8 protein-coding genes are annotated in these 16,430 nt (G+C 68.9%); 4 read left to right on the forward strand and 4 right to left on the reverse strand.

The window, feature by feature from the left end; translation table 11 throughout:
* Positions 1-87 precede the first annotated feature (87 nt).
* Complete coding sequence (locus tag ACL58G_RS07285) at positions 88-936, forward strand: sulfotransferase (protein ID WP_440965999.1); 849 nt, start codon at positions 88-90, stop codon at positions 934-936.
* The gene (locus ACL58G_RS07290; RefSeq protein ID WP_440966001.1) at positions 933-9,971 is read left to right on the forward strand and encodes an Ig-like domain-containing protein; all 9,039 of its coding nucleotides are present in this window, start codon (positions 933-935) and stop codon (positions 9,969-9,971) included. Before ACL58G_RS07285 ends, ACL58G_RS07290 begins: the two co-directional genes overlap by 4 nt.
* 70 nt (positions 9,972-10,041) lie before the next feature.
* Here ACL58G_RS07290 and ACL58G_RS07295 read toward each other — a convergent pair whose 3' ends face one another.
* The 4 genes from ACL58G_RS07295 to ACL58G_RS07310 are packed head-to-tail and all read right to left on the reverse strand — an operon-like array spanning position 10,042 to position 14,681.
* Positions 10,042-12,105, reverse strand: coding sequence for a sodium:solute symporter family protein (locus tag ACL58G_RS07295; RefSeq protein WP_440966003.1), 2,064 nt, complete (start codon positions 12,103-12,105; stop codon positions 10,042-10,044).
* Positions 12,102-12,413 carry a DUF4212 domain-containing protein gene (locus ACL58G_RS07300; protein WP_413381694.1) on the reverse strand — a complete coding sequence of 104 codons (312 nt, stop codon included), beginning with the start codon at positions 12,411-12,413 and terminating at the stop codon, positions 12,102-12,104. The genes ACL58G_RS07295 and ACL58G_RS07300 overlap by 4 nt, the downstream gene beginning before the upstream one ends.
* Positions 12,385-13,950 (reverse strand): sensor histidine kinase, encoded by a 1,566-nt coding sequence (locus tag ACL58G_RS07305; RefSeq protein ID WP_413381697.1) that lies wholly within the window; start codon positions 13,948-13,950, stop codon positions 12,385-12,387. Before ACL58G_RS07305 ends, ACL58G_RS07300 begins: the two co-directional genes overlap by 29 nt.
* Positions 13,947-14,681 (reverse strand): response regulator, encoded by a 735-nt coding sequence (locus tag ACL58G_RS07310; RefSeq protein WP_440966006.1) that lies wholly within the window; start codon positions 14,679-14,681, stop codon positions 13,947-13,949. The genes ACL58G_RS07305 and ACL58G_RS07310 overlap by 4 nt, the downstream gene beginning before the upstream one ends.
* 189 nt (positions 14,682-14,870) lie before the next feature.
* Here ACL58G_RS07310 and recA point away from each other — a divergent pair, with 189 nt between their 5' ends.
* Together recA and recX are read left to right on the forward strand one after the other, a co-directional pair.
* Complete coding sequence (gene recA, locus ACL58G_RS07315; RefSeq protein WP_413381703.1) at positions 14,871-15,950, forward strand: recombinase RecA; 1,080 nt, start codon at positions 14,871-14,873, stop codon at positions 15,948-15,950.
* Positions 15,951-15,958: 8 nt separating this feature from the next.
* Positions 15,959-16,417: a recombination regulator RecX gene (gene recX / locus ACL58G_RS07320; RefSeq protein ID WP_413381706.1), complete on the forward strand. Its 459-nt coding sequence runs from the start codon at positions 15,959-15,961 to the stop codon at positions 16,415-16,417.
* The last annotated feature ends 13 nt before the right edge of the window (positions 16,418-16,430 follow it).

Genomic DNA, 16,430 nt, shown 5'->3' on the forward strand with positions numbered 1-16,430 from the left:
TGAAATAGTCTTTGCATGATGATGGGAATACACGGGTGATTTGCTTCATCCGGAGTTATTTCCCATTTTTCATGAGTGACCATTCCAGTGTCAGCGAACAGGAAATTCCATTTCATTTCCGGCTTGCCGCGTTCCGGCTCCACGCTGCTGTCGGGCATCCTGCTGCAAAATCCGCGCTTCCATGCGGGCATGTCGAGCCCGGTCGTCGGCCTGTGCTCGTCGATCATCGGCCAGTTCAGTGCGGGTTCGGAATTCGCCCCCGTCGTCGGCCGTGACAAGCGCAAGGCCCTGCTGCGCGGCATCTTCGATGCGTATTACGCGGACGTCGACCGCGAGATCGTGTTCGATACGAACCGTGCCTGGTGCGCCAGGCTGCCCCTGCTGCTGGACCTGTTCCCGCAGGCGAAAGTGATTGCCTGCGTGCGCAATGTCGCGTGGATCATGGACAGCGTCGAGAAGATGGTGCGCGCCAATCCGTATGAAAACACGCGCCTGTTCGGCGCCGGCGGCGGCCGCGGCACCGTGTACAGCCGTCTCGATTTCCTGGCCCATCCGGACAACCTGGTCGGTTTCCCCTGGGCCGCGCTGCGCGAAGCCTTCTATGGCGAGCATGCGGGTTCGCTGCTGCTGGTCGACTACGACCTGCTGGCCAAGGCGCCCGCCAAGGTCCTGCCGCTGGTCTACGACTTCCTCGGCGAGCCGCATTTCGAGCACGACTTCGACAACGTCGAGTACGACGCCGAGGACTTCGACCTGCAGGTGGGCGTGCCCGGCCTGCATCGCGTGAAGGCGCAGGTGAAATTCACGCCGCGCCGCGCCGTGCTCCCGGCCGACCTGTTCGATAAATACAGCAAGATGTCTTTCTGGAATGACTCCACCGGCAGCACCGCCAACGTCATTACCGCCCAGTCTCCACAACAAGGAAAACCTGAATGAGCTCCACTGACCTCGATGGCATCGGCGACGATCTGATCATCTCGACCGGCGCGGCGCCCGCCGCCCCGTCGCTGGATGCGGCGTTCCAGGATGTGCAACTGGCGCGGCCGCGTACCGAGATCGTCTTCATCGAAGACAACGTCGCCGATTACCAGTCGCTGGCGCAGCAATTGGGCGCCGGCCGTGAAGTCGTCATCCTCGATTCCACTGTGGACGGCGTGCACCAGATCGCCGACGCGCTGGCCGGACGGACCGGCATCGATGCGCTGCACATCATTTCGCACGGCGCCGCCGGTACCGCGAACCTGGGCGCGCTGACGCTGGATGCGGCCAGCCTGGGCGACCACCAGGCCGACCTGAACGCCATCGGCCGCAGCATGGCCAAGGACGGCGACATCCTGCTGTACGGCTGCGACACCGGCGCCGGCAGCCGGGGCCAGGCCTTCGTCGACCAGCTGGCGATCGCCACCGGGGCCGACGTGGCGGCATCGAACGACTTGACCGGCAGTGCAGCGCGGGGCGGCGACTGGCAACTGGAGGTGACGAGCGGGAAGGTGGAAACTGCCAGCGTCGGCGCGGCGGGACAGAGCCTCAGCTACGACGACGTGCTGGCGCTCACCCAGGCGACCGCCACATTCGATCTCAATTACGGCTATTCCGGGTCGTGGGGCCCGCAAGGGGCAGACCTGTATTTCGGCCTGACGCAGGACGGGGCTTACCAGATCCACGTGCACAACGACACCAATGTGAACATCGTGTCGACCGACATGGTCCAGCTTATGGTCGATTCCTACGCCGTCGCCGCACATCCGGCCGAGGTGTCGTTTTACGGCGGCAAGGTGTTTTCGGTAACCTCGCTCGACCTGTCCCTGGACGGTTCGGGGTATTACACTCCCGGGGTCCAGCACGCCAACGTCAAGATCACCGGCCTGGACGCACACGGCAACACGGTCGACAGCAAGACCGTCGACATGGCGTACGATATCAACGGTGCCTACGCTCAGCTCAATACGGTGACGTTCAGCGGGATGACCGAGATCACGACGCTGAAGATCGTCGTGGACAATAACTCCGGCAATTTCCGGAGCGTGCTGATCGACAACGTGGCCGTCACCAATGTCCATGCCCCTGACACGACCCCGCCGACCGCGACGAATGCCAGCGTCGCCTTCTCGGCCGACACCGGCGCGTCGAGCACCGACCTGATCACCCAGACCGCGGCGCAGAGCATCAGCGGCACGCTGAGCGCCAACCTGGCGTCGGACGAGCACGTCGAAGTCTCGCTGGACAACGGCGCGCACTGGACGACGGCCAGCGCCACCGTCGGTACCAACACCTGGTCGCTGAGCGCGACGCTGACCGCCAGCAATACGCTGAAAGTGCGCGTGGTCGACACCGCCGGCAACGCCGGCACGGCTGATAGCCACGCCTACACGCTCGACACGGCCGCCCCGGCTGTGTCGACGCCGGTGCTGGACGCCGCCAGCGACACGGGCGTATCGAACAGCGACGGCATCACGGCCGCCACCACGCCGACCTTCACGGGCACGGCCGAGGCGGGCGCCACTGTCGACCTGTACGAAGGCAGCACGCTGCTGGGCAGCGCCGTCGCCACCGGCGGCACCTGGAGCATCGCCAGCGCGGCACTGGGCGCGGGCCAGCACACGGTGTCCACGATCGTGACGGACGCCGCCGGCAACGCCAGCGGCGCCTCGGCCGGCCTGACCTTCACCATCGACCTGACCGCGCCCACGACCACCGTGGGCGGCATCGCGTTCTCGGCCGATCATGGCGCATCGGGCACCGACTTCATCACGGACACGGCCGCGCAGACCATCAGCGGCACCTTGAGCGCCGCGTTGCAGACCGGCGAGCAAGTCCAGGTCTCGCTCGACAACGGCGCCAGCTGGACGGTGGCGCAGGTCAACGGCACGGCCTGGTCGCTGGCGGCCACGCTGGCCGGCAGCGGCACGCTGCAGGCGCGCGTGGTCGACGCCGTCGACAATGCCGGGCCGGTGGCTTCGCAGGCCTATGTGCTGGACACGGCGGCGCCGACGGTGACGATTACCAGCGACGCCGCCGTGCTCAAGGCCGGCGAGACCGCCACCGTCACGTTCACGTTCAGCGAAGACCCGGGCGCGAGCTTCACCTGGGACGGCACGCAGGGCGACGTCGTCGTCAGCGGCGGCACGCTGTCCGCCATCGGTGGTTCGGGCCTGGTGCGCACGGCGACCTTCACGCCGGACGCGAACACGGACGGCGGCACCGCCAGCATCACGATCGGCGCCGGCAGCTATGCCGACACGGCGGGCAACACCGGCGGCGCGGGGACGACCCCGTCGCTTCACTTCGACACGCTGGCGCCGGCGGTGCCGCTGGCGCACCTCTCGCTGCTCAGCGACAGCGGCGCCGTTCCGGTCGACGGCGTGACCAGGGTCGTTACGCCGACCTTCGAGGGCTTCACCGAAGCCGGTGTCACCATCACGTTGTACGATACCGACGGCACCACGGTGCTGGGCAGCACGGTCGCCACCAACGGCATCTGGTCGATCACGACGTCGACGCTGAGCGAGGGCGCACACACGATCACCGCCAGGGCGAGCGATGCCGCCGGCAACGCGAGCGCCGCATCGCTCGGCACGCAGGTCACGATCGACACGACGGCACCGGACGCGCCGTCGATACCGACGCCGGGCGCCACCACGACCAGCGACACGACCCCGACGTTCACGGGCACCGCCGCGGCGGGCGTCGTCGTCGACCTGTTCGATACCGACGGCACCACGGTGCTGGGCTCGACCGTTGCCGACGGCAACGGCGCCTGGAGCATCACGGCCGCGACGATGGACGAGGGCACGCACACGGTGACGGCCAAGGCCACGGATCTGGCCGGTAACACCAGCGCCGCCTCGCCGGCGCAGGGCGTCACGATCGACACCAGCGCGCCGGCCGCATCGTCGGCGCCGGTGCTGGACGCCGCCAGCGACACGGGCGTATCGAACAGCGACGGCATCACGGCCGCCACCACGCCGACCTTCACGGGCACGGCAGAGGCGGGTGCCACGGTCGACCTGTACGAAGGCAGCACGCTGCTGGGCAGCGCCGTCGCCACCGGCGGCACCTGGAGCATCGCCAGCTCGGCACTGGGCGCGGGCCAGCACACGGTGTCCACGATCGTGACGGACGCCGCCGGCAACGCCAGCGGCGCCTCGGCCGGCCTGACCTTCACCATCGACCTGACCGCGCCCACGACCACCGTGGGCGGCATCGCGTTCTCGGCCGATCACGGCGCATCGGACACCGACTTCATCACGGACACGGCCGCGCAGACCATCAGCGGCACCTTGAGCGCCGCGTTGCAGACCGGCGAGCAAGTCCAGGTCTCGCTCGACAACGGCGCCAGCTGGACGGCGGCGCAGGTCAACGGCACGGCCTGGTCGCTGGCGGCCACGCTGGCCGGCAGCGGCACGCTGCAGGCGCGCGTGGTCGACGCCGTCGACAATGCGGGGCCGGTGGCTGCGCAGGCCTATGTGCTGGATACGGCGGCGCCGACGGTGACGATTACCAGCGACGCCGCCGTGCTCAAGGCCGGCGAGACCGCCACCGTCACGTTCACGTTCAGCGAAGACCCGGGCGCGAGCTTCACCTGGGACGGCACGCAGGGCGACGTCGCCGTCAGCGGCGGCACGCTGTCCGCCATCGGCGGTTCGGGCCTGGTGCGCACGGCGACCTTCACGCCGGACGCCAGCACGGACGGCGGCACCGCCAGCATCACGATCGGCGCCGCCAGCTATGCCGACACGGCGGGCAACGCCGGCGGCGCGGGGACGACCCCGTCGCTTCACTTCGACACGCTGGCGCCGGTGGTACCGCTGGCGTACCTGTCGCCGCTCAGCGACAGCGGCGCCGTTCCGTTCGATGGCGTGACCAGGGTCGTGACGCCGACCATCGACGGTTTCGCCGACGCCGGTTCCACCGTCACGTTGTACGATACCGACGGCACCACGGTGCTGGGCAGCACGGTCGCCACCAACGGCATCTGGTCGATCACGACGTCGACGCTGAGCGAGGGCGCACACACGATCACCGCCAGGGCGAGCGATGCCGCCGGCAACGCGAGCGCCGCATCGCTCGGCACGCAGGTCACGATCGACACGACGGCACCGGACGCGCCGTCGACGCCGACGCCGGGCGCCACCACGACCAGCGACACGACCCCGACATTCACGGGCACCGCCGCGGCGGGCGCCATCGTCGACCTGTTCGATACCGACGGCACCACGGTGCTGGGCTCGACCGTTGCCGGCGGCAACGGCGCCTGGAGCATCACGGCCACGACGATGGGCGAGGGCACGCACACGGTGACGGCCAAGGCCACGGATCTGGCCGGTAACACCAGCGCCGCCTCGCCGGCGCAGGGCGTCACGATCGACACCAGCGCGCCGGCCGCATCGTCGACGCCGGTGCTGGACGCCGCCAGCGACACGGGCGTATCGAACAGCGACGGCATCACGGCCGCCACCACGCCGACCTTCACGGGCACGGCCGAGGCGGGCGCCACCGTCGACCTGTACGAAGGCAGCACGCTGCTGGGCAGCGCCGTCGCCACCGGCGGCACCTGGAGCATCGCCAGCGCGGCACTGGGCGCGGGCCAGCACACGGTGTCCACGATCGTGACGGATGCCGCCGGCAACGCCAGCGGCGCCTCGGCCGGCCTGACCTTCACCATCGACCTGGCCGCGCCCACGACCACCGTGGGCGGCATCGCGTTCTCGGCCGATCATGGCGCATCGGACACCGACTTCATCACGGACACGGCCGCGCAGACCATCAGCGGCACCTTGAGCGCCGCGTTGCAGACCGGCGAGCAGGTCCAGGTCTCGCTCGACAACGGCGCCAGCTGGACGGCGGCGCAGGTCAACGGCACGGCCTGGTCGCTGGCGGCCACGCTGGCCGGCAGCGGCACGCTGCAGGCGCGCGTGGTCGACGCCGTCGACAATGCCGGGCCGGTGGCTTCGCAGGCCTATGTGCTGGACACGGCGGCGCCGACGGTGACGATCACCAGCGACGCCGCCGCGCTCAAGGCCAGCGAGACCGCCACCGTCACGTTCACGTTCAGCGAAGACCCGGGCGCGAGCTTCACCTGGGACGGCACGCAGGGCGACGTCGTCGTCAGCGGCGGCACGCTGTCCGCCATCGCCGGTTCGGGCCTGGTGCGCACGGCGACCTTCACGCCGGACGCCAGCACGGACGGCGGCACCGCCAGCATCACGATCGGCGCCGGCAGCTATGCCGACACGGCGGGCAACACCGGCGGCGCGGGGACGACCCCGGCGCTTCACTTCGACACGCTGGCACCGGATGCGCCGTCCGCGCCGCAACTGGCGGCGTCCACCAGCGACGTGACGCGCGACACCACGCCGACCTTCACGGGCACGGCCGAAGCGGGCGCCACCGTCACCTTGTACGACACCGACGGCACCACGCTGCTGGGCAGCACGGTCGCCACCAACGGCACCTGGTCGATCGATGCGGCGGCGCTGGGCGAAGGCGCGCATACCGTCACCGCCAGGGCGACCGACGCCGCGGGCAATGCCGGCGCGGTGTCCTCCGGTACCACCTTCACCGTCGACACGACGGCGCCGACCGTCACGATCGGCAGCGATGCGAGCGCACTGAAGGTGGGCGAGACCGCCACCATCACATTCACGTTCAGCGAAGACCCGGGCGCAAGTTTCGCCTGGGACGGCACGCAGGGCGACCTCGTCGTCAGCGGCGGCACGCTGTCCGCCGTCAGCGGCACGGGCCTGGTGCGTAGCGCGACCTTCACGCCGGACGCGCACGTGAACGGCGGTACGGCCAGCATCACGATCGCGGCCGGCACCTACGCCGACCGGGCCGGCAACGACGGCGCGGCGGGATCGCTCCCTGCGCTGCACTTCGACACGCTGGCGCCGGCCGCATCGTCGGCGCCGGTGCTGGACGCCGCCAGCGACACGGGCGTATCGAACAGCGACGGCATCACGGCCGCCACCACGCCGACCTTCACGGGCACGGCCGAGGCGGGCGCCACCGTCGACCTGTACGAAGGCAGCACGCTGCTGGGCAGCGCCGTCGCCACGGGCGGCACCTGGAGCATCGCCAGCGCGGCACTGGGCGCGGGCCAGCACACGGTGTCCACGATCGTGACGGACGCCGCCGGCAACGCCAGCGGCGCCTCGGCCGGCCTGACGTTCACCGTCGACCTGGCCGCCCCCACGACCACCGTGGGCGGCATCGCGTTCTCGGCCGATCATGGCGCATCGGGCACCGACTTCATCACGGACACGGCCGCGCAGACCATCAGCGGCACCTTGAGCACCGCGTTGCAGACCGGCGAGCAAGTCCAGGTCTCGCTCGACAACGGCGCCAGCTGGACGGCGGCGCAGGTCAACGGCACGGCCTGGTCGCTGGCGGCCACGCTGGCCGGCAGCGGCACGCTGCAGGCGCGCGTGGTCGACGCCGTCGACAATGCCGGCCCGGTGGCTTCGCAGGCCTATGTGCTGGACACGGCGGCGCCGACGCTCACGATGGCCAGCGACGCGAACCCGCTCAAGGCCGGCGAGACCGCCACGATCACGTTCACGTTCAGCGAAGATCCCGGCGCGACGTTCACGGCGGCCGATGTCGCCGTCAGCGGCGGCCAGCTCTCCGCGTTGTCCGGTAGCGGCACGGTCCGCACGGCCGTGTTCACGCCGGATGCGAACCTGGACAACCAGACGGCGAGCATCACGGTCGCCGCCGGCAGCTACATCGACGCGGCCGGCAATGCGGGCGGTGCGGGCACGCCGGTGAGCATCTACTTCGACACGCTGGTGCCGGGCGCGCCGCCTGCTCCCATGCTGAGCGCCGCCAGCGACGCCGGCAGCTCGGCCACGGACACCGTCACGAACGTGGCCGCGCCGACCCTCGAGGGCATGGCGGACCCGCATGCCGTCATCCTCGTGTACGAAGGCGACGCGCACGTGGTGGGCGCCACGATCGCCGACGCCACCGGTGCCTGGAGCGTCAGGATCGACGCGCTGGCCGACGGCGACCACATCCTGCGTGCGGTGCAGTCCGACGCCATCGGGAACGTGTCGCCGTTCGGCGCGCCGCTGGTCATCACGGTCGACACGCACGCGCCGTCCGCGCCGGCGGCCCCGCTGCTGGCTGCCGCCAGTGACAGCGGCACGGCCGGCGACCGCATCACGAAGGTCACGACGCCGACGTTCAGCGGCACCGCCGAAGGCCTGTCCCGGGTGACGCTGTACGACACCGACGGCACCACCGCGCTCGGTTCGACGCAGGCCGATTCCCACGGCAACTGGTCCCTCGCGGCGTCCCCGCTGGCCGACGGCACGCACGTGCTGACCGTCAGGCAGGTCGACGTGGCCGGCAACGAATCGGCCGCCAGCCCGGCCCTGACGGTGACGGTCGACGCGACCGCACCGGCGGCGCCCGCGGCCCCGCAGCTGCAGGCGCAATCCGATACGGACTCGGTCGGCGACGGCGTCACGTACGCGGTGCCGGTCCTCGAGGGCAATGCGGCGGCGAACGACCTCGTCACCCTGTATGACGGCACGACCGTGGTGGGCACGACCCATGCGGACGCGCACGGCCACTGGAGCATCGCCGCCCAGGCGCTGGGCCTCGGCCGGCACACGCTGAGCGTGACCGATACGGATGCCGCGGGCAACGTGTCCGCGGCGAGCGGCAGTTTCGCCCTGACGGTCGAGGAAGCGCCGGTGCCGCTGGTGGATGGCGTGCGCGTGGTGACGGTGCCGGTCGCGCTGCCGGGCGGCGCGTCCGGCAGCCAGGTCCAGGTCCCGATCGTGAGTGCCGGCCGCGTCGAGCAGACCGGTGCGGCCGCCACGGCGGACATTCCGCTGGCCGGCGGTACCGACCTGCTGATGGCCCACGTGGGCATCGGTTACGGATTGACCGCCAGCGGCGGCGCCAATACGACGGTGGCAAACGGCAGCGCCGGCCTGATCGCCGCGATCCAGGCGACCACGTCCGGCGGCGACCTCGTCCACATGAGCGGCAACGGCCAGAGCTACCTGGCGCAACTGCAGGCGAGCCAATCGCTGCTGGTCCAGACCATCGCGCCGGTCAGCAGCCAGGAGGCGCCGGACGGGGTCCTGACCCTGAGTGCCGCGAGCAGCGCCGGGCAGCAAGTGGCACTCGTGATCCAGACCGGCGGCCTCGCTCCTGGCGCCACGATCGCGCTGCAGAACGTCAATTTTGCGGCGATCGTCGGCTCGGCCAATGTCGTGGTCCAGGGCGGCACGCAGATGCTGACCGGCGATGCGGCCAGCCAGCACATCACGCTGGCGTCCGGCGGCGACACGCAGGTGTTCAGCGGCGGCGGCGACGATACGCTCGGCTTCGGTGTACCGGCGGCGCGGGCGGCGAGCGCCAGCGGCGCGGCCCACGCGAATGCGGCATCGGCGCCGGCCACCACGGTCCTGCACGGCGGCACGGGCAGCGACACCGCGACGTTCGCCGGCGCCCGTGCCGACTTCGACGTGGAAGCCCACAACGGCTACCTGGTGGTGAGCAGCAAGGCCGCGCCGGCGGCGAAGGCGCTGGTCGTCAACGTCGAGCAGCTGCAGTTCAGCGACGCCACCGTCAAGGTCGAGGACAGCGGCGCCATGGATACGCTGGCCAGCATCTACCAGACCGCGCTCGGGCGCCAGGCCGATATGTACGGCATCGAGTTCTGGGCCGACGCGCACCAGGCGGGCGTCAGCTGGGGCAGGATTGCGCTGGACATCATCCGTTCGCCCGAGTACACGGCCAGCCACGACGCGTTCAACGGCAATGCCGAGCACGATGTCGGCATGCTCTACAAGGCCTTGTTCGACCGCGCTCCCGACGCGCCGGGCCTGGCGTTCTGGACCGAAGCGATGCGCAATGGCGTCAGCCTCGAGCATATCGCCACGGAGTTCGTGGAATCCGTCGAGATGATCGGCCACCAGCGCGCGGCCACCGACTGGGATTTCATCGTGTAAGCATTGCGCAAGCGATGAACAACGGGCGCCGCGTGGCGCCCGTTGTCATTGGATCGTCGACGATGCGTTTTTATTCCGGCGCCCGGATATGCGCCACGAGCCCGCCGCTCGCGCGCGGCGGCGCCCTGGTGACCAGGCTGACGACGACCAGCGCCAGCGCCCCCGCCGGCACGCCGAACACGCCCGCGGAGATGGGCGCGATGTGGAACCAGACCGCATCGAGGCTCCCGCCCAGCATCGGATTCGTGTGCAGCATGTAGTAGATGCAAACGAGGAAGCCGGTCGCCATGCCAGCGATCGCGCCGGCGAAATTGGCCCGTTTCCAGAACACGCCTGCCACCAGCGAGGGGAACATGGTCGACCCCGCGAGCGAGAACGCGGCGCCGACGAGCGACAGGATGTCGGCCGGCTTTTGCGACGCGACGTAGGCCGCGATGAACGCGACGGCCAGCAGCAGCAGCTTGGAGATCGTCACGCGCTTCTGCGTGGAGGCGCCCGGGTCGACGATCTTGAAGTAGATGTCGTGCGACAGCGCGTTCGAGATCGCGAGCAGCAGGCCGTCCGCGGTGGACAGCGCCGCCGCCAGGCCGCCGGCCGCCACCAGCCCGGAAATCACGTACGGCAGGCCGCCGATCTCCGGCGTGGCCAGCGTGAGCACGTCGCCGTCGATCGCGATCTCGGCCAGTTGCACGATGCCGTCGCGGTTGACGTCGACGATGCTGATCAACGGATTCGCCTTGTCGACGTTGGCCCAGTACGAGACCCAGGTCGGCAGGGAATCGAAGTTCGTGCCGACGAGGGCCGTGTAGATGTCGTACTTGGCCAGCACGGCCAACGCGGGCATCGTCAGGTAGATCAGCAGGATGAAGAACAGGGTCCAGAACACGGATACGCGCGTCTCGTGCACGGACGGCGTCGTGTAGGACCGCATCAGGATGTGCGGCAGCGCCGCGGTGCCGAACATCAGGCAGAACACGAGCGATAGAAAATTGTTGCGGCGGATGTCCGATTCTTCCCGCGTCTTGCCCGGGAACGGTTCCGCGTGCGGTTCCGGCGGCTGGGCGCGCGCCAGGTTGGCGGCGCGCAGTTCGGTCCACACGCGCGCGGCTTCGTCCGCCGTGCGCGGATAGTCGAGCAGCTCGCGTTCCGCGCTGCGCACTTCGGTCAGCGGCGCATTGCGGCCGCGCGCCTTGTCCAGCCGGCGCTGCGCCTCGATCTTGCCCGCTTCCCAGGAGTGGGGCAGCGCGGCGATGCGCGCCGCGTAGTCGTCGGCGCGGGCGCGGAAACGGCCGCGCACTTCGGCCTCGCGCGGATCCGCCGCCAGCTGGGCTTCGCGCGCGGCCAGCTTGGGCAGCACGGAGCCGTACGCGACCTGCGGCACCGGGTTGCCCGCGAATTTCATCGACAGCCAGATCGTCGGGATCAGGAAGGCGACGAGGATGATGATGTATTGCGCCACCTGCGTCCACGTGATGGCGCGCATTCCGCCGAGGAACGAGCACACGAGGATGCTGGCGAGGCCGAGGAAGATGCCGACCGAGAAATCGACGCCCGTGAAGCGCGACGCGATCAGGCCGACGGCATAGATCTGCGCGACGACGTACGTGAACGAGACGACGATGGTGCCGCCGACCGCGAGCGCGCGCACGATGCTGCCCTGTCGCGTGCCGGTCTCGCCGCCGTAGCGCGCGGCGAGGAAGTCGGGGATCGTGTACTGGGCGAAGCGGCGCAGGTAGGGTGCGATCAGCAGGGCGACGAGGCAGTAGCCGCCCGTCCAGCCCATCACGTAGGCGAGGGCGTCGAAGCCGTGCAGGTACAAGGTGCCCGCGAGGCTGATGAAGCTGGCCGCCGAGATCCAGTCGGCCGCCGTCGCCATGCCGTTGAACAGCGCCGGCACCCGCCGCCCCGCCACGTAGTATTCGGACACGTTCGACGTGCGGCTGACGACGCCGATGATCGCGTACAGGACGATCGTCGCGAACATGTACAGGTGGCCGATCCACTGGCGCGGCATGCCCTCGTGTTCCAGGATCGCGAGCGCGCCCAGGAACAGCGCGAAGCACAGCGTGAACCACAGGTAGTAGCGGGCGAGGCGGCGGAAATAGCTGCGGGTCCTGGCGGCCGTCCCAGTCATGAACGGCCCTCCAGCATGCGTTGGAAATCGCGGTCGAGGATGCGCATGCGCCAGGCGTACGCGCCGATGATGGCGAGGTACGTGAGCGACGCGCCCTGTGCCGCGAGGTAGAACGACAGCGGCCAGCCGAACACGGACAGGTGCGCCAGGTCGCGCGCGAAGAACACGGTGCAGAAGCTCGTCGCGAGCCACAGCGCCAGCAGCAGCGCGATCAGGCGGCGCGCACGCGCCCAGTGCGCGGCGCGCGCGGCAACGATGGCCTGGCGCTCGCGGTCGGGGTCAGAGGAAGGGGCGGTCTCGGTCGGCATCGGGGACAAGCGTGACGGTGGGCGGGAAGGTCAGCCGGAACAGGCTGCCCGGGAATTTCTTGTGCGTGCTGCGCGGGTTGTTGAAGATCTCGATGTCGGCGCCGTGCTGCTGCGCGATCTCGCGCACGATGGCGAGACCGAGGCCGGAGCCGGACGCGCTCGAGCCGAGGATGCGATAGAAACGTTCGAACACGCGGTGGCGTTCGGCGGGCGCGATGCCGGGGCCCGTGTCCTCGACTTCCAGCAAGGCCTGGTTGCCGTTGCCGATGTTCGTGCCGCGCACGCGCACGGTGACGCTGCCGCCCGGCGGCGTGTAGCGCAGCGCGTTGTCGATCAGGTTCGACAGCAGCTCGCGCAGCATCATGGCGCTGCCGTCGATCTCCGGCGGGTCGCCGATGACTTCGTAGCCGAGGTCGATCTCGTGCGCGAACGAGGCCTGCACCCAGTCCTGCACGACGTCGCGCGCCAGGGCGGCAAGGTCGAGCGGTTCCAGCGTCTGGCCCGCGTGCGGCTGGTTTTCCGCGCGGGCCAGCGCCAGCAACTGGTTCACGAGGCGCGTGGCCGATTCCGAACTCGTGGCCAGCTGCTCGAGCGAGCGGTGGATCTCGTTCGGATCGACCTGGCGCAGCGCCAGCTCCGACTGCATGCGCATGCCCGCGAGCGGCGTCTTCATCTGGTGCGCGGCGTCGGCGATGAAGCGCTTCTGCGCGTCGATCGTGTGCGCGAGGCGCGCCAGCATGTCGTTCAGGGAGCCCACGAGCGGCGAAATCTCTTCCGGCACCTGGCGCGAATCGATGGGCGACAAATCGTCCGGCGGGCGCGCGCGGATGCGTTCCTGCAACTGCGCGAGCGGCGACAGGCCCCGCGACAGCGCGAACCAGACGAGGGCCAGGATCACGGGCAGGATGATGAACTGCGGCAGGATCACGCCCTTGATGATCTCGTTGGCCAGCTGCGCGCGCTTGTCGAGCGTTTCCGCCACCTGCACGAGCGCGAGGCGCGGTTCCTGCGTGGCGTCCAGCAGCGGCTGCAGATTGACCCAGGCATAGGCGATGCGCACCGGCGTGCCGTGCAGCGTCTCGGTGCGGAAGTGCACGCGGCCGCTGCGCTCGGCGTCGTCGGGGTTCGGCGGCGGCAGGTCGCGGTCGCCGTCGACGAGCTCGCCGCGCGGGCCGCTGATCTGGAAATACACGCTGTCGACGTCGTCCGCACGGAGAATGTCGCGCGCGGTGCCGCCCAGGCGCGCGACGACCTTGCCGTCGACCTCCTTGACCTGCTGCGCGAGCACCGTGACGCTGTCTTCCAGCGCGTGGTCGAACGGTTGATTCGCGATCGACTTCGCGACCAGGTACGTGATCGCGATGCTCATCGGCCACAGCAGCAGCAGCGGGGCCAGCATCCAGTCGAGGATTTCGCCGAACAGCGAGTGCTGGATGCTTTCTTCCGGTTCCGGCCTGGGCGGGACGTAGAGGTCGTCGACCGGTTCCGTGACGGCGAGCGGATCCGGTCCGGCCGCGCGCCGCTTGAACCGCTTCACTTCTGGCCGCTGGCCGCTTCGGCGCTCTTGCGGGCGCTGTCGCGGGCGCTGTCGCGGTTATTCTCGGAAAAGCGCTCGAGGCAATAGCCGAGGCCGCGCACGGTGGCGATGCGGATGCCGCCCGTCTCGATCTTCTTGCGCAGGCGGTGCACGTAGACCTCGATGGCGTTGTTCGACACTTCCTCGCCCCATTCGCACAGGTGGTCGACGAGCTGTTCCTTCGACACGAGACGGCCCGTGCGCGCCAGCAGGATTTCCAGCAGGCCCAGCTCGCGCGCGGACAGGTCGAGCATCTGGTCGTTGATGGTCGCGCTGCGGCCGACCTGGTCGTACACGAGCGGGCCGTGGCGGATGACGGTCGAGCCGCCGCCCTGGCCGCGCCGGGTGAGGGCGCGCACGCGCGCTTCCAGTTCGGACAGCGCGAACGGCTTGGGCATGTAGTCGTCGGCGCCGGCGTCGAGGCCGCCCACGCGCTGCTCGATGGAATCGGCGGCCGTCAGGATCAGCACCGGCAGCAGCGAGCCGCGCGCGCGCAGGCGGCGCAGCACGTCCAGGCCGGACAGCCTGGGCAGGCCGAGGTCGAGGATCAGGAGATCGAACTCCTGGGTCGACAGCGCCGTGTCCGCGTCCTGGCCGTTCTTGACGCAATCGATCGCGTAGCCGGACTGGCGCAAGGAGCGCGTCAGCCCATCGGCCAATACGCTATCATCTTCGGCTAGTAAAATACGCATCTTTTCCCCCGGCTTTCGTTGTTCGACCCCGCTTACCCGCGTATTGTGTGTGAAGTTTCGCAACATGTCGAATGGGGCAGGCGATGGTAAATATCGCTTGCCAAAACCACTGGGATTTTATACAGTACTTCCTATTGAAATCGCGCGAGCGGCCCACACCTTGGTTCACTCTAGGACAGAAAGAAAGTTATGGACGACAAAAAATCCGCAGTAAATGCAGCCGAGAAGGGCAAGGCGCTGGCAGCAGCCCTCGCGCAGATCGAAAAGCAATTCGGTAAAGGCTCGGTGATGCGCATGGATACCAATGCGCCCGTCGAGGAAGTGCAAACCGTCTCGACCGGCTCGCTGGGCCTGGACATCGCACTCGGCGTCGGCGGCCTGCCGCGTGGCCGTATCGTCGAGATCTACGGGCCGGAATCGTCGGGCAAGACGACGCTGACCCTGCAGACCATCGCCCAGATGCAGAAGCTGGGTGGCACCTGCGCGTTCATCGACGCCGAGCACGCGCTGGACGTGACCTATGCGCAAAAGCTGGGCATCAAGCTGGACGAGCTGCTGATCTCGCAGCCGGACACGGGTGAACAGGCGCTGGAAATCACGGACGCCCTCGTGCGCTCGGGCAGTGTCGACATGGTGGTCATCGACTCGGTGGCGGCGCTGACGCCGCGCGCCGAGATCGAAGGCGACATGGGCGACTCCCTGCCGGGCCTGCAGGCCCGCCTGATGTCGCAGGCGCTGCGCAAGCTGACCGCGTCGATCAACCGTACGAACACCCTGGTGATCTTCATTAACCAGATCCGTATGAAGATCGGCGTCATGTTCGGCAGCCCGGAAACGACGACCGGCGGTAACGCGTTGAAGTTCTACGCCTCCGTGCGTCTGGACATCCGCCGTACCGGCTCGATCAAGACCGGCGACGAGGTGATCGGTAACGAAACCAAGGTCAAGGTTGTCAAGAACAAGATCGCGCCCCCGTTCAAGGAAGCGCACTTCGACATCCTGTACGGCGAAGGCACGTCGCGCGAAGGCGAGATCATCGACCTGGGCGTGGACAACAAGATCGTCGAGAAGTCGGGTTCGTGGTACAGCTACGGTGGCGAGCGTATCGGCCAGGGCAAGGACAATGCCCGTATCTTCCTGAGGGAGCGTCCGGCACTGGCACGCGAAATCGAGAACAAGGTCCGCGCCGCCCTCGGCGTGCGCGAACTGCCGCCGGCCCCGGCCGGCAGTGCTGCGGTCGTGCCGGCAGCCATCGGCGACGACGAGTAATCGTCCTGATGCCGCGCCAGCAGCTGAGCCTCAAGGCTCGCGCGTTGAAGTATCTGTCGACGCGCGAGCACAGCCGGCTCGAACTGGCGCGCAAATTGTCGCGCTATGCGGAGGAGGGCGACGACGTCGAAGCCCTCCTCGATTTCCTTGAAAAGAACAACTGGCTGTCGCAGGAGCGGTTTGCCGAATCGCTGGTTCACCGGCGAGCCGGACGCTACGGTAACGCCCGGGTGCTCGCCGAACTGCAGCAGCATGGCGTCAATGGCGAAGCGTTCGACGAACTCAAGTCCGAACTGAAGGAATCCGAAACGGCACGGGCGCGTGACGTCTGGCGCCGCAAGTTCGGCAGGGTTCCGCAGGACGCCGAAGAACGCAGCAAACAGATGCGCTTCCTGATGCAACGCGGCTTTTCCCAGAGTGCGGTGCGTGCCGCGCTGAAGGGCGGCGACGACGAGGACGACCTCTGATCTCATCGTTGTG

Source organism: Massilia sp. GER05 (assembly GCF_052056005.1).
In the GTDB taxonomy this organism is placed as follows: domain Bacteria; phylum Pseudomonadota; class Gammaproteobacteria; order Burkholderiales; family Burkholderiaceae_D; genus Telluria; species Telluria orientalis.

Excerpts from the sequence above, each read along its gene's own strand:
- ACL58G_RS07290 (WP_440966001.1), top strand. The coding sequence starts at position 933 with ATGAGCTCCACTGACCTCGATGGCATCGGCGACGATCTGATCATCTCG.
- ACL58G_RS07295 (WP_440966003.1), bottom strand. The coding sequence starts at position 12,105 with ATGACTGGGACGGCCGCCAGGACCCGCAGCTATTTCCGCCGCCTCGCC.
- ACL58G_RS07300 (WP_413381694.1), bottom strand. The coding sequence starts at position 12,413 with ATGCCGACCGAGACCGCCCCTTCCTCTGACCCCGACCGCGAGCGCCAG.
- ACL58G_RS07310 (WP_440966006.1), bottom strand. The coding sequence starts at position 14,681 with ATGCGTATTTTACTAGCCGAAGATGATAGCGTATTGGCCGATGGGCTG.
- recA (WP_413381703.1), top strand. The coding sequence starts at position 14,871 with ATGGACGACAAAAAATCCGCAGTAAATGCAGCCGAGAAGGGCAAGGCG.
- recX (WP_413381706.1), top strand. The coding sequence starts at position 15,959 with ATGCCGCGCCAGCAGCTGAGCCTCAAGGCTCGCGCGTTGAAGTATCTG.